Annotated in this window: 10 protein-coding genes and 1 pseudogene; 3 read left to right on the forward strand and 8 right to left on the reverse strand. The window is 46.6% G+C overall.

The annotated features are described in order from the left end of the window. Positions 1-10: 10 nt before the first annotated feature. Both Q338_RS12685 and upp read right to left on the reverse strand, forming a co-directional pair. Positions 11-328 (reverse strand): DUF2322 family protein, encoded by a 318-nt coding sequence (locus Q338_RS12685; RefSeq protein ID WP_034296206.1) that lies wholly within the window; start codon positions 326-328, stop codon positions 11-13. Positions 329-432: 104 nt separating this feature from the next. Beyond that, positions 433-1,065 (reverse strand): uracil phosphoribosyltransferase, encoded by a 633-nt coding sequence (gene upp, locus Q338_RS12690; protein ID WP_034296209.1) that lies wholly within the window; start codon positions 1,063-1,065, stop codon positions 433-435. A gap of 215 nt (positions 1,066-1,280) precedes the next feature. Between upp and ptsN the strand changes: the two genes are divergently transcribed. Next, positions 1,281-1,721, forward strand: coding sequence for a PTS IIA-like nitrogen regulatory protein PtsN (gene ptsN, locus Q338_RS12695; RefSeq protein WP_034296211.1), 441 nt, complete (start codon positions 1,281-1,283; stop codon positions 1,719-1,721). A 241-nt stretch (positions 1,722-1,962) separates the two neighbouring features. Continuing rightward, positions 1,963-3,819, forward strand: a complete 1,857-nt coding sequence (gene hscA, locus Q338_RS12700) for a Fe-S protein assembly chaperone HscA (RefSeq protein WP_034296214.1) — start codon at positions 1,963-1,965, stop codon at positions 3,817-3,819. Between the two features lie 72 nt (positions 3,820-3,891). On the opposite strand, the gene Q338_RS12705 is transcribed toward hscA, so the two are convergent. Beyond that, positions 3,892-4,746: a transporter substrate-binding domain-containing protein gene (locus tag Q338_RS12705; protein WP_034296215.1), complete on the reverse strand. Its 855-nt coding sequence runs from the start codon at positions 4,744-4,746 to the stop codon at positions 3,892-3,894. Between the two features lie 441 nt (positions 4,747-5,187). Next, positions 5,188-6,381: an amino acid aminotransferase gene (locus tag Q338_RS12710; protein ID WP_034296217.1), complete on the reverse strand. Its 1,194-nt coding sequence runs from the start codon at positions 6,379-6,381 to the stop codon at positions 5,188-5,190. Between the two features lie 210 nt (positions 6,382-6,591). Here Q338_RS12710 and Q338_RS14670 point away from each other — a divergent pair, with 210 nt between their 5' ends. Then, positions 6,592-6,798 carry a hypothetical protein gene (locus Q338_RS14670; RefSeq protein WP_147293703.1) on the forward strand — a complete coding sequence of 69 codons (207 nt, stop codon included), beginning with the start codon at positions 6,592-6,594 and terminating at the stop codon, positions 6,796-6,798. 197 nt (positions 6,799-6,995) lie between these two features. Here Q338_RS14670 and Q338_RS12715 read toward each other — a convergent pair whose 3' ends face one another. The 4 genes and pseudogenes from Q338_RS12715 to gltA all read right to left on the reverse strand — a co-directional run bounded on the left by Q338_RS12715 (position 6,996) and on the right by gltA (position 13,783). Further along, a complete protein-coding gene (locus Q338_RS12715) occupies positions 6,996-7,472 on the reverse strand; it encodes a hypothetical protein (RefSeq protein ID WP_147293704.1) in 477 nt (158 codons plus the stop codon). Between the two features lie 81 nt (positions 7,473-7,553). Continuing rightward, a complete protein-coding gene (gene odhB / locus Q338_RS12720) occupies positions 7,554-8,756 on the reverse strand; it encodes a 2-oxoglutarate dehydrogenase complex dihydrolipoyllysine-residue succinyltransferase (protein ID WP_034296223.1) in 1,203 nt (400 codons plus the stop codon). Positions 8,757-9,220: 464 nt separating this feature from the next. After that, positions 9,221-12,058 (reverse strand): annotated as a pseudogene (locus tag Q338_RS12725) (2-oxoglutarate dehydrogenase E1 component); the annotation flags it as partial. A gap of 438 nt (positions 12,059-12,496) precedes the next feature. Next, positions 12,497-13,783 (reverse strand): citrate synthase, encoded by a 1,287-nt coding sequence (gltA, locus tag Q338_RS12730; protein WP_034296229.1) that lies wholly within the window; start codon positions 13,781-13,783, stop codon positions 12,497-12,499. Positions 13,784-13,886 lie beyond the last annotated feature (103 nt).

Below are 13,886 nucleotides of genomic sequence, written 5' to 3' on the forward strand. Positions count from 1 at the left end.
GCCTGAAAAATTATTTGCTGCGTGGAACAAGTTGCCAAGTTAAATTTTCACTTTGCACTTGAAACAGTAAATCAATATTGGGGTGTTTGCCTACATTGGCTTGCGCGTCTGCGGTGTGTTCGGCAAACCATGTTAAGCCTTGTGCGGCGGATTCGGCGTTCAGCACGCCATCAAATTTCGCCGCCAAAGCGTTGTACACTTTCAGGCTGCCTAATTTACCTTCTACCGCAGGAATGCTGTGGATAACGCTGCCGTTTGCATCGCACACGTCCAAGCTGCTTAAATGGGCAATATCGGGCATTGTATCTAAATTTTCTTTAAAACTCATGATTTATCCTAAATATTTCAAATTTTTATTGTTTTTTTCAATACAAATAATGGGCAGTATTGAAAAATGAAGTAGGCAAAACACGTTTTCAGGCTGCCTGACACTTAACCATGCCGCGTGCCAAAAATCTTATCGCCCGCGTCGCCCAAACCAGGAATAATGTAACCATCTTCATTCAGATGACTGTCCAAAGCCGCCGTGAAAATCGTTACATCGGGGTGGGCTTCATTCACCACTTTCACCCCTTCGGGCGCGGCAACCAAAACCAAAGCCTTGATATTTTTGCAACCTTTTTGTTTTAACAAATCAATGGTTGCCACCATAGAGCCGCCCGTTGCCAACATCGGGTCTAAAATCAGGGCAGGGCGTTCATCCATTTTGTCCACTAATTTTTCAAAATAGGATACGGGTTGCAAAGTCGTTTCATCACGTTGCAAGCCCACCACGCTGATTTTCGCGCTCGGAATCAAATCCAACACGCCGTCCAACATCCCCAAACCTGCGCGTAAAATCGGCACAACGGTAACCGTTTTCCCCTTAATGCGTTGTCCCTGAATTTTGCCGCACCAACCGTCAATTTCATATTCTTCAATTTTGAAATCTCGAGTGGCTTCATAGGTCATGAGTCGGGCTAACTCTTTGGTGAGAGTACGAAATTTGCCTGTACTGCATTCTGCTTCGCGCATTAATGTTAATTTATGTTGAACCAATGGGTGTGTGATGACTTGAATATTCATAATAATTCTCACATGTTGAGATTTGACTTAAATGACACATATTATAAGACTTGCCAGCCATTTGAGCAAAAGTGAACACTCCATAAAACCCTACCTAATTTGTCAGAAATTGCCCTTTTCAGGCAGCCTGAAACAAATAAAACCGTTTTAGATGTTGAGATAAATAGCAAGCGGCGTTAAAATTTCAGCTTATTCAATTTGCACAGCACACGATTATGAATGCCATTGGCGAGATTTTACCTTTATCGCACATTATTTTAGATTTAGACATCAGCAGCAAAAAACGCCTGTTTGAAGAAGTGGGCAAATTGTTGGCTGATGAAAATTTGAGCGCGAATGATGTGTTTGAATGCTTATTTGCGCGTGAAAAACTTGGTTCAACAGGTTTAGGGCATGGCGTGGCGATTCCACATGGTCGCCACGCACATGTGCAGCAGATGACTGCCGCGTTTGTGCGCACCGCCGAGCCGATTGATTTTGACGCGCCCGACAATCAACCTGTTTCATTGGTTTGCGTACTGCTCGTTCCTGAAGCGGCAACTGGGGCGCATTTGGAATTGTTGTCGCACCTAGCCAGCAAGTTTTCCGATAAAACCACACGCGAACAATTATTGTCTTGTGGCGAAGCAGCGCAGGTGGCACAGATTTTGGCGTGATGTGAATTGCGCGGCGTGGATAAATCCACCATCAAAATCATTTGGATTGTGAAAATAGGCAGCCTGAAAAATATAACCGTTTGATTACCCAATTATTTTTTGGGTAATCAAACGGTTTAAACCCGTATTGATTCATCTGAAAAATACGGGTTTTTATTTTCAGGCTGCCTGAAACCCGACAAATTCACTCAAGTAATGTAAAATACGCGCCGTTAAAAATACAAATGAAGGAATACACATCATGGCACTTTTACAAATCGCCGAACCGAATATGTCCGCCGCGCCGCACCAACACCGTTTGGCGGTGGGCATTGATTTGGGGACGACCAATAGTCTGGTTGCCACCGTGAAAAGTGGCGCGGCAAGCTGTTTGGCAGACGAAAATGGCGAGATGACTTTGCCGTCTGTGGTGCGTTATGTGGGCAATGAAAACAAAATTGTCGGCAAAAAAGCCTTATCTGAACAAAAACTTGACCCGCAAAACACCATTTCTTCCGCCAAACGCTTGATTGGGCGCAAGCTGCCTGAAATTGATACGGCGCATATGCCTTACCGTTTTGGTAAATCCGAGCAAATTATTGAATTACAAACAAAAAATGGTTTGAAAACGCCGATAGACGTGTCCGCCGATATTTTGCGCGAATTGCGTGAACGTGCCGAGCAATCTTTGGGCGGCGAACTGGTGGGTGCGGTCATCACCGTGCCAGCTTATTTTGATGACGCGCAACGCCAAGCCACTAAAGACGCGGCGCGTTTGGCGGGGCTGAACGTGTTACGTTTGCTGAACGAGCCGACCGCCGCCGCCATCGCCTACGGTTTGGATAATGCGGCGGAAGGCACGTTTGTGGTTTACGATTTGGGCGGCGGCACGTTTGACGTTTCCGTGTTGCAATTGTCCAAAGGTTTGTTTGAAGTGAAAGCGACTGGCGGCAATTCGGCTTTGGGTGGCGATGATTTTGACCACCGTTTATTTTGCCATATTGTTGAAAATAATCAGCTTTCTTTAACTGATGAACGCGATGTACAATTATTATTCGGTTTGGTGCGCCATGCCAAAGAAGAATTGAGCAGGCAGCCTGAAGCGCATATTGTGGCGGAATTGTCATCGGGTAAACAAATCAACACTTTGATTACACGCGCAGAATTTCACGCGCTGACCCAGCATTTGGTTGCCAAAACCATTGAACCCGTTAAACAAGCACTGAAAGACGCTGGTGTGGCAAAATCGGACATTAAGGGCGTGATTATGGTCGGTGGCGCAACGCGAATGTTGCACGTTCAACAGGCGGTGGGTGCGTTTTTTGGGCAAACGCCTTTGAATAATTTGAATCCCGACCAAGTGGTTGCGCTGGGCGCGGCAATGCAGGCGAATGTGTTGGCGGGCAATAAAAATGATGGCGAATGGCTGTTGTTGGACGTTACGCCTTTGTCTTTGGGATTGGAGACTTACGGCGGTTTGGCGGAGAAAATTATTCCACGAAACAGCACTTTGCCGACTGCGCGCGCCCAAGAATTCACCACGTTTAAAGATGGGCAAACGGCGATGACCATTCATGTGGTGCAAGGCGAGCGTGAATTGGTGGCGGATTGTCGCAGTTTGGCGAAATTTACTTTGCGTGGTATTCCGCCTATGGTAGCGGGGGCGGCGCGAATTCGGGTTACGTTTCAAGTAGATGCGGACGGCTTGTTGTCGGTGTCGGCGCGTGAGCAAACGACTGGGGTGCAGGCGCAAGTGGAAGTGAAGCCATCTTATGGTTTGGACGATGAGACGATTACGCAAATGTTGCGCGACAGCATGAGCAACGCCAAAGATGATGCAGCAGCCCGCGCTCGCGCCGAAGCCAAAGTGGAAGCGGAAGGTTTAATCAGCGCGATTCAGGCTGCCTTGACCTTGGACGGCGATTTATTGAGTGCCGATGAATTGAATCAAATCAATGGCTTGATTGCGCGATTAATCGCCAGTTTGTCGGCGCACACGGCGGAGCAGATTCGCGCTTTGGTGCAAGAATTGTCGCATGCCACCGATGATTTTGCGGCGCGGCGCATGGATAGGAATATTCAACGGGCATTGGGCGGTATGCGCGTGGAAGATTTGTAGTAAAAAATAAATCAAAAATAAGGCAGCCTGAAAACTTTTCAGGCTGCCTTATTTTATTATTAAATCAATAAATTAGTGCGCATGAGTTGCTGAAGCAGCATGGTTATGCCCATCATTTTTATGTTGTTGTTCATTAGGCATCCATTTGTGATGAATTTTATCCAAAGTGCCATCTGCTTTCATTGCTGCCAAACCTTTGTTTAATTTAGCCAATAATTCAGTATTGCCTTTTTTCACCACAAATCCGATGGGTTCAATTTGTGCATTATCATTGTAAATTAAACGGATATTGGTATCTTTGTATTGATTGGCATAATATTCAAATGGTGCAGAGTCGCCGATTGCTGCATCTTTGCCGCCCATGACCGCTTTAATGGTCAGCCACGCGCTGTCGGTGGCGTCTTTTTCGTTCGGGGCTTTATTTTGCAATTTGGCTAATTCTTCTGCGGCTTTAGTGCCTTTTTGGTAGCTTACGGTTTTGTCGCGTACATCGGTGAATGTTTTAATTGGTGAATCTTTTGGCACGGCTAATACCAAAGAAATAGAGTCGTATGAATCAGTAAAGTCCATGGTTTCTTTACGTTTTTCGGTAGCTGACAAACCACCAGCTACTACGTCTGCTGCGCCACTATCCAATTGTTGGAACAATATATCCCAAGGGTAGGGCGTGTAGCTAACGGTAAAGCCTTCTTTTTCTGCAATCGCGTTCAATACGTCAATGTCGTAGCCTTCAAAGCCGCCACTAGGTAAAGGTTGCACAAAAGGTGGGTAAACGGGTTCAACCGCCACTTTTAAAACATTGCCACTCGCAGCCGCCGCAGGCGCAGCACTTGAAGCGGTGGCAGGGGTTTTATTGTCATCACCACCACATGCCGCCAAAGTAAACGCCACCACAGGCGCAAGCAGCCAAGTTTTCATTTTCAGCATAGAGATTTCCTTTGTTTTTAATGAGTTAAATTTAAATAATACAATCATGGTGTCATGAGAATTGACCGCTTATTATAAAACAATCTGGCATGAATTTAAACATCAGCATAATATAAAAATAAATAATGAAATGCGTGATAATTTAGACCATGATTTTATGTTTTATTTAAATTCAGTTGCTTAAATTTATGTGTGTTAAATTGGGTTAATGATTGTATGCAGATTCATTAGTCAAGCTAATGAATAAATATGGGAATGGTTTGAGGGGATTTTTTGCAGGCTGCCTTTCAGTACACGAGAATTTTGATAAACACTAAAAGTAGGGTGCGCCGTGCGCACCAAATGGCTTGAATAATTGAAATATGATGGCGAATTTGGTGCGCACGGCGCACCCTACTGTGATTTTTATTGTGTACTGAAAGGCTGCCTGAAAAATAAAGATTACAACACTTTCACAATGCTTTCGCACAAATACTGAATATTGTCATCGGTAATCCCCGCGACATTAATCCGCCCCGAACGCACCGCATAAATGGCAAATTCATCGCGCAATCTGTCCACCTGTTCCGCCGTCAAACCGCTAAACGAGAACATGCCATTTTGTTGAATAATAAAATCAAAATCTTGTTTCGCACCACAGGCTTTGAGCGTGGCAACAAATTTTTGGCGCATGGCGTGAATGCGTTCACGCATTTCGTCTAATTCGGCAATCCATTGTGCTTTCAAATCAGCGTCTTGCAAAATCAGGGCGATGGTGCTGCCGCCGTGTGAAGCGGGGTTGGAGTAGAGCGTGCGGATAATGGATTTGACTTGACTGAATGCGCGGTTGGCGACTTCTTCGTTGTCCGCCACCAATGTGAACGCGCCCACGCGCTCGTTGTACATGCCGAAATTTTTGGAGTAGGAACTGGCAAGCAATAACTCACGGTTTAATTTAGCAAAACTGCGTAAGCCGTAAGCGTCTTCTTCCAAGCCACGCGCAAAGCCTTGATAAGCAAAGTCAAATAAGGGCAACCAGCCCACTTGCGCCGACATTTGCGCCAATGCGTCCCATTGCTCGGGCGTGGGGTCTATGCCAGTTGGGTTGTGGCAGCAGCCGTGTAATAAGACCACATCACCTTGTTTTGCTTGCGATAAATCTTCGGTTAAACCTGTCCAATCCAAACCGTGTGAAGCCGCGTCATAATAGCGATAATGGCGAATTTGAATGCCAGCAGCCTGAAAAATTGCGTCATGATTAGGCCAAGTGGGGCTGGAAATCCACACGGTTTGTGCTTGAGTTTGGCGTTTGATGAATTCGGCGGCAATGCGTAATGCGCCTGTGCCGCCCAAACTTTGCGCGGTTTTGGCGCGGTGAGATGTGATGATTTCGTGGTTTTCGCCAAACAGCAAAATTTGCGTGGCGTGGTTGTAGGCGGCTACGCCATCAATCGTCAGGTAATTTTTGGTTTTTTCTTCGGTAAGCAAGCGGCTTTCGGCGGTTTTAACGGCTTGCGGAATCGGGGTTTCGCCTTGCGCGTTTTTGTAAATGCCAATGCCCAAGTTTACTTTTTCGGGGCGTGTTTCGGCTTTGAAGGCTTCGCCCAAACCCAAAATTGGGTCGGCTGGGGCGGCGGTAATCGGTTCAAAAAACATGGTTTGTTGTCCAAATAAAAATATTGATGGGGAAAAAACGAATTATAGCGCGATTAGACGGAATATTCAGGCTGCCTGAACCGTGTACGATAAAAATTTTCAGGCAGCCTTTCAGTACACGACAAAAATAACAGTAGGGTGCGCCGTGCGCACCAAATTCACCACAATATTTAAATTATTCAGTTATTTGGTGCGCAGGGCGCACCCTACATGATTTGTGATTGGCAAAATTGTCGTGTACTGAAAGGCAGCCTGAAAACAGGAAAATTAGCCCCTAATTACTCATTGAGTTGTACACGCGTTGCGCCGCGTACCACGCTGTCCAGCCCCACGATTAGCCATTTCGCCAAAATGTTCAGGCAGCCTAACAATTCACGAAAATGTAGGGTGTGTCGTTCGCACCAAATAGCTGAATAATTTAAACATTGTGGCGAATTTGGTGCGTACTGTTATTTTTGTCGTGTATTGTTAAGGCATCCTGAAAATTTAAACCATTTGAATTTGAACAATATTTTTAATTTTATTGTTTGGCTTACTTTTCCAAAAAGTAAGTCGCCTGCGCGGCGACAGTGCGCACGCCGTAGGCAAAAAATTCAGGCAGCCTGAACAATATTTTATCTTGAAATTTCAACCACAAACGTATCTTCCGCTTTCACGCCTGCCGAAGTTGCCACGCCGCGATTTTTGTCCAGAAAATAATAATTGCCGCCCACTTCGCCACAATTCCACGAAGCAATCAAATACGTTTGACGCGGTTTGAACCAACGTGCCGCATCACGCGAAAAATCCGCATAATCGGCAAATTCACGCTCATTGCTAAACGCCAACACTTCGGGCATTTGTTCCGCCAAATCTTCCGCGATTTCCGTGCCTGTGGCATCGGCAAATTGCAGCGTTTCAAAATTGCCGCATTGACGGCTGGCGCGTTGCGTGCCGTCTCGCTCTTGCATCTCAATAAATTCGGGCAAACGCTCGGCAACGGGCGCGGCGGCATCGTAACGCCATTTGCCTTCCACATCGTCTGCGTCCAATGCCAATGCGGGTGCGCTCAATGCCAATAAAATGCTTGTCAATACAATTTTGTTTTTCATGATGTTTTTCCTTAAATTAAATGAAAAAGGCAGCCTGAAACGAAAAATTTTCATTTCAGGCTGCCTTATTCTAATCAATTATTAGATGTCCAACAACAAGCGAGATGGGTCTTCCAACAATTCTTTGATGGTTACCAAAGCCAACACCGCTTCACGACCGTCAATAATGCGGTGGTCGTAAGACAATGCCAAGTACATCATGGGGCGCACCACGATTTCGCCGTTTTCAACCACAGCGCGGTCTTTGGTGGCGTGCATGCCCAAAATGGCAGATTGTGGCGGATTGATAATCGGCGTGGACAACATAGAACCAAATGTACCGCCATTGGTAATGCTGAACGTGCCGCCAGTCAAATCTTCAATGGCGATTTTGCCATCTTTGGCTTTTTTCGCGTAATCCACGATGGCTTTTTCAATGTCGGCAATGCTCATTTGGTCGGCATCACGCAAAATCGGCACAACCAAACCGCGTGGGCTGCCAATCGCAATGCCAATATCAAAATAACCATGATAAACAATGTCATTGCCATCTACAGACGCATTGATGATGGGGTATTTTTTCAATGCTGCCACAGCCGCTTTCACAAAGAAAGACATAAAGCCCAATTTCACGCCATGTTCTTTTTCAAATTTCTCTTTGTATTTAGCACGCAAATCCATCACAGGTTTCATGTTGATTTCATTGAACGTGGTCAAAATTGCGTTTTCACGTTGCGAAGCCAACAAACGCTCCGCCACACGCGCGCGCAGACGGCTCATCGGTACGCGCTCTTCCACGCGATTGCCCGCAGGCACAGTCGCCACAGGTGCAGCCGCTTTGGAGGCAGCCTGAACCGCAGCCGCAGCCGCTGCCGCTTGCACGTCTTCTTTCAACACGCGACCATCACGACCCGAACCTTGCACCGCGTTCACATCAACACCAGTCTCTGCAGCCAATTTCGCCGCCGCAGGCATGGCAACCGCATTGCCTTGAGCCGCAGCAGGGGCAGCCTGAACTTCAGGAGCGGCTGTAGCAGCAGCCGCAGGCGCAGAAGCTGCCGCGCTGGCTTCCGTATCAATTTTTGCCAACAATTGTTGCGTGCCAACCACCGCGCCATCTTGCACAAGGATTTCCACCAACACACCCGCTTGTGGCGCAGGCACTTCCAACACCACTTTATCGGTTTCAATGTCCACCAACACTTCATCGCGGGCAACGCTGTCGCCTACTTTTTTGTGCCAAGACAATAAAGTGCCTTCCGTAATACTTTCAGCAAATACGGGTACGTTTACTTCTACAATCATTTGATTCTCCAAACAAAATTTGCATTTCCACTAGAAAAACTGTTTTTCTTTTCGGTTGCGGTTTCAGGGGTTTCTTCTACAGTTGCGGCGACTTTAGGTTCTTCTGCCACCACGCTGATTTCAATATTTTCCGCTACATTGGTGCTGGCATTCAAAATGCCCACACCCGCATCGCTCGGATTCACTTCCACCACGTCCACATCTACCGCAGACATATCCACAATGCTCGGCGCAACATGCACTTCGGGTACGGCTTTGTTATCCGCATCAATCACTTCTACTGTGATTTCTGCTGGAGTGGCTTCTGGTGTTGGGCTGGCTGGGGCTTCCTGTGCTGCCTGTTCAGGCAGCACTACCTCCTTTACCGCTTCAATCACGCCCTCCACTTTCTCGGCAACTTCTGCTACCACATCGGCAGCAACTGCTGATGCAGCCTTAAACAAAGTTTCCAATGGCACAACATTGCTCAAATTCAAAGTATCATCAACCAATTGAGCCAATTGTGCATTGTGTTTGCTGGCATAGCCCACCGCAGGCGATGCGCTGGCAGGGCGACCTGCGTACACCACTTTTTGACCTTTTTGCGCCAATGCTTCTAAACGATGGCGTGTTTGATACCAAGCCCCTTGATTTTTCGGCTCTTCTTGCGACCACATGATTTCAGAAGCATTGGGGTATTTCGCCAATTCAGCTTCTACTTCAGCGTAAGGGAATGGATACAATTGTTCCACGCGCACAATCGCCACATCATCAGCCAAATTGCGCTCATCACGCGCTTTTGCCAAATCATAGTAAACCTGACCCGCGCACAATACCACGCGTTTCACGCTGTCATTGCTGGCACGCGTTGCCACATCGCCAATCACAGGGCGGAATGTGGTGCCTTCCAGGAAATTCTCCAATGGGCTAGTAGAATCTTTGAAGCGCAACAAGCGTTTAGACATGAAAATTACCAATGGTTTGCGATATGAACGCAAAGTCTGGCGGCGCAAAATATGGAACATTTGTGATGCTTCAGATGGCATAATCACTTGCATATTGTGTTCCGCACACAATTGCAACCAGCGTTCCACGCGACCAGATGAATGCTCTGGACCTTGACCATCATAACCGTGTGGCAAAATCGTGGTCAAACCGCACAAACGTCCCCATTTGGTTTCGCCTGATGACAAAAATTGGTCAATCACAACTTGCGCACCATTGGCAAAATCGCCGAATTGCGCTTCCCAAATCGTCAAGGCTTCGGGGGCAGAACACGCAAAACCATATTCATAAGCCATCACCGCTTCTTCATTCAAAATGGAATCAATCACGGTGAAATCGGCTTGATTGTCCGCCATGTGTTGCAATGGAATGAAAATGCCCGCGTCATGTTGTTGGCGGTTGGTATCGTGCAATACGGCATGACGATGTGAGAACGTGCCGCGACCCGAATCTTCGCCCGAAATGCGAACAGGTGTACCATTGGTAACCATGCTGGCGTAGGCGATGGTTTCTGCCATGCCCCAGTCAATGTTTTGCTGACCTGCTGCCATGTCTTTACGCTGTTGAATCACACGTTTAGCGGTGTTGTGCAAGCCAAAATTTTCAGGTACTTGCGTGAATTTGTCTGCCAAACGCGCAATATCTGCTGCTGGCAAGCCACTTTCCACTTGTTCGCGCCAATCGCCACCATTGTATTTAGACCAATCTACGCGATGTTTGCTTTCATAATCGGTCAAACGCGTTTGTTCAACGTGTTCGCCTTTGTCCAAAGCATTGCGGTATTCTTGTACATAATTGTCTGCGTCTGCGGCGGTAATCACATTTTCTGCAATCAATTTATCCGCATACACAGCGCGAGTGCCTTTGTGTTGCGCGATGGCGCGGTACATCAAAGGTTGAGTCAAAGTTGGGTCATCGCCTTCGTTGTGTCCTAATTTACGGAAGCATACCAAATCAATCACCGCATCTTTTTGGAAAGTTTTGCGGTAATCCAAGGCAGCCTGAATCACATAGCATACGGCTTCAGGGTCATCGCCATTCACATGGAAAATGGGCGCGTCCACCATTTTGGCGATGTCGGTGCAATACACGCTAGAACGCGTGTCGCGGGTATCGGAAGTCGTGAAACCGATTTGGTTGTTAATCACGATATGCACCGTGCCGCCTGTGGTATAACCGCGTGTGCGCGACAAGTTAAAGTTTGCCTGATTCACGCCCAAGCCAATAAATGCCGAGTCGCCGTGAATCAATACAGGCAATACTTGTGCGCGACCGTTTTCGCCACGACGTTGTTGTTTGGCGCGAACCGAACCTTCCACCACAGGATTCACAATTTCCAAATGCGATGGGTTAAACGCCAGCGTAACGTGCATGGCACCGTGTGGCGTAGCGATGTCGGAACTGAAACCGTTGTGGTATTTCACGTCGCCGCTTGGGAATTTGATTTCGGCGCGACCTTCAAATTCAGCAAATAAATCAGCAGGTTTTTTGCCCAATGTGTTCACCAACACATTCAAGCGACCACGGTGCGCCATACCGATGACCACTTCTTCCACGCCATCTTTGCCTGCGTTTTGGATTAAGTAGTTCAAGCCAGCAATCGCGCTTTCGCTGCCCTCAACAGAAAAGCGTTTTTGACCCACATATTTGGTGTGCAGGTAGCGTTCCAAAGTTTCTGCGGCGGTAACTTGTTTTAAAATAGAACGTTTTTGTTCAACAGAGAACTTGGGTGTGGACAAATCGCGTTCAAAATGGTTGCGAATCCACAAACGCTCTTCGCGGTTGGCAATGTGCATGTATTCAATGCCGATGTGTCCGCAATAGGTTTTTTGTAATTTGACGATGATGTCCGCCAAAGGCAATTTTTCTTCTTGAGCCGATGAGAAATCGCCATCGCCCAAACCAAATTTCAGCGACAAATCCGCTTGGCTCAAGCCGTGTGCTTCCAAGCTCAAGCCTTCTGTGTTGCGTGATTTTCTCATGCCCAATGGGTCAATATCGGCTGCGCCCGCGCCTTGAATGCGGTAGGCTGAAATCAGGCGTAAAACTGCGATTTGTTTTTGCAACAAGGCTTCATCTACTTCGCCAGCCGCTACGGTTACGACTGGGCGGTGTTGTTTTGCCAATTGTGCAAACGCTTCTTGAATAGGGCGATGGGCAATATCTTTTGCACCTGACTGGGCAGTCAAATCGCTAAAATATTGTTTCCAATGCTCTTCTACAGAGTTAGGGTCGCTCAAAAATTGCTCGTATAGCTCTTCAATATAGGGAGCGTTTGAGCCGAATAAATAGGAAAAATTGCGTTTTTCGTCCATCATGGCACTTACCTTTAATTTCGTCTAAGTGTAGTTAGTCGGTGTGCGAAGGGATTTTTTGACCCTGTGCAAATGGGTTTATTTTACTATTTTTGTTAAGAGTTTGTCAGTTATTTTTTATTGATGGGATGTGTTTTTCAGGCAGCCTGAAAGGTTTAACAAATGATTTGATATACATAACACAGGAAATTTTGATGTGTAAACCAGCATTAAGTGAATTATTACAAAACATTACAAGCAAGCAAACTGGGTTGCGCTTGACAAAATATTGCTTTGTTATGCTATTGATTTCATAAAAAAATGAAAATGCTTATATCGCGTGGGGTATTTATTTACATGATTGGCAGATGGCGTTTGAATCAAAATATCAGATGAAATTACAAAGCATTTCAGGCAGCCTGTAACCAGTTTCCCAGTTTTTCAGGCTGCCTGAAGATTCAATTAGCGTTTATCTGTGGGTACAAAATCGCGGCGTGCTGAGCCTGTGTACAACTGACGTGGGCGACCGATTTTTTGGTTCGGGTCGCTAATCATTTCGTTCCAATGAGAAATCCAGCCCACTGTGCGCGACAAGGCGAAAATTACCGTAAACATAGAAACTGGAATACCTAATGCACTTAATACGATACCAGAGTAGAAGTCCACATTCGGATACAATTTGCGTTCAACAAAGTAGGGGTCGTTCAACGCAATTTGTTCTAATTCCATTGCCAATTTGAATTTGGGGCTGTCTTGTAAACCCAATTCGGTCAAAACTTCGTGGCAAGTTTGTTTCATGATGGAAGCGCGAGGATCCATATTGCGGTAAACGCGGTGTCCGAAGCCCATCAAGCGGTATTTTTTCTGTTTCACGCCTTCCATAAATTCGGCTACGCGAGACACATCGCCGATTTCATCCAGCATATCTAAAACGGCTTCGTTTGCACCACCGTGAGAGGGTCCCCACAAGCTGGAAATACCAGATGCGATACACGCAAATGGATTTGCACCAGAAGAACCCGCCAAACGAACGGTAGAAGTGGAGGCGTTTTGCTCGTGGTCGGCGTGCAAAATAAAAATGCGGTCTAATGCGCGTACCAACACAGGATTGGGTTCATAAGGTTCGCAAGGTGTGGCAAACATCATGTGCATGAAATTGGCGGCATAACCCAAATCATTGCGTGGGTAGTTGAATGGTAAGCCTTCAGAGTAACGGTAGCACATTGCCGCGATGGTTGGTACTTTGGACAATAAGCGGAAAATGGCAATTTCACGGTGGCGTGGGTCAGAGATTTCCAAGCTGTCTTGGTAGAATGCAGACAATGCGCCCACCACGCCCACCATCATCGCCATTGGGTGTGCATCGCGGCGGAAACCACGGAAGAACCATGTTAATTGTTCATGCACCATGGTGTGTTTGGTAACGGTTTCTTTAAATTTGGCTTTTTGCTCTGCGGTGGGCAATTCGCCGTAAATCAGTAAATAGCACACTTCCAAATAGTCGCTGTGTTCGGCCAATTGTTCAATGGGATAGCCACGGTAGTACAGCAAACCTTTGTCGCCATCAATAAAAGTAATTTTGGATTCGCAGCTTGCGGTGGACACAAAACCAGGGTCAAGCGTGAACATGCCTGTGGCTTTGTTCAATGCGCGTACATCAATCACTTCATTACCAAAAGTGCCTGTTAATACGGGCAATTCGGTGGTGTCAAAACCTTCACCTTGCAGTTTTACAGTCTTGTTAGTCATCTCTGGCTCCTAGCTTGGGGTTAAATAATTTTACTTATAAAATCAGGCTGGTGTGCTGTTTTCAGGCTGCCTGAAAGTTCTGAAAACAGGTAAAACAGAATTT

This window comes from Alysiella crassa DSM 2578 (assembly GCF_000745955.1).
In the GTDB taxonomy this organism is placed as follows: domain Bacteria; phylum Pseudomonadota; class Gammaproteobacteria; order Burkholderiales; family Neisseriaceae; genus Simonsiella; species Simonsiella crassa.

Coding starts and splice junctions, on each gene's coding strand:
- Q338_RS12685 (WP_034296206.1), bottom strand. CDS start 328: ATGAGTTTTAAAGAAAATTTAGATACAATGCCCGATATTGCCCATTTA.
- upp (WP_034296209.1), bottom strand. CDS start 1,065: ATGAATATTCAAGTCATCACACACCCATTGGTTCAACATAAATTAACA.
- ptsN (WP_034296211.1), top strand. CDS start 1,281: ATGAATGCCATTGGCGAGATTTTACCTTTATCGCACATTATTTTAGAT.
- hscA (WP_034296214.1), top strand. CDS start 1,963: ATGGCACTTTTACAAATCGCCGAACCGAATATGTCCGCCGCGCCGCAC.
- Q338_RS12705 (WP_034296215.1), bottom strand. CDS start 4,746: ATGCTGAAAATGAAAACTTGGCTGCTTGCGCCTGTGGTGGCGTTTACT.
- Q338_RS12710 (WP_034296217.1), bottom strand. CDS start 6,381: ATGTTTTTTGAACCGATTACCGCCGCCCCAGCCGACCCAATTTTGGGT.
- Q338_RS14670 (WP_147293703.1), top strand. CDS start 6,592: ATGATTTGTGATTGGCAAAATTGTCGTGTACTGAAAGGCAGCCTGAAA.
- Q338_RS12715 (WP_147293704.1), bottom strand. CDS start 7,472: ATGAAAAACAAAATTGTATTGACAAGCATTTTATTGGCATTGAGCGCA.
- odhB (WP_034296223.1), bottom strand. CDS start 8,756: ATGATTGTAGAAGTAAACGTACCCGTATTTGCTGAAAGTATTACGGAA.
- gltA (WP_034296229.1), bottom strand. CDS start 13,783: ATGACTAACAAGACTGTAAAACTGCAAGGTGAAGGTTTTGACACCACC.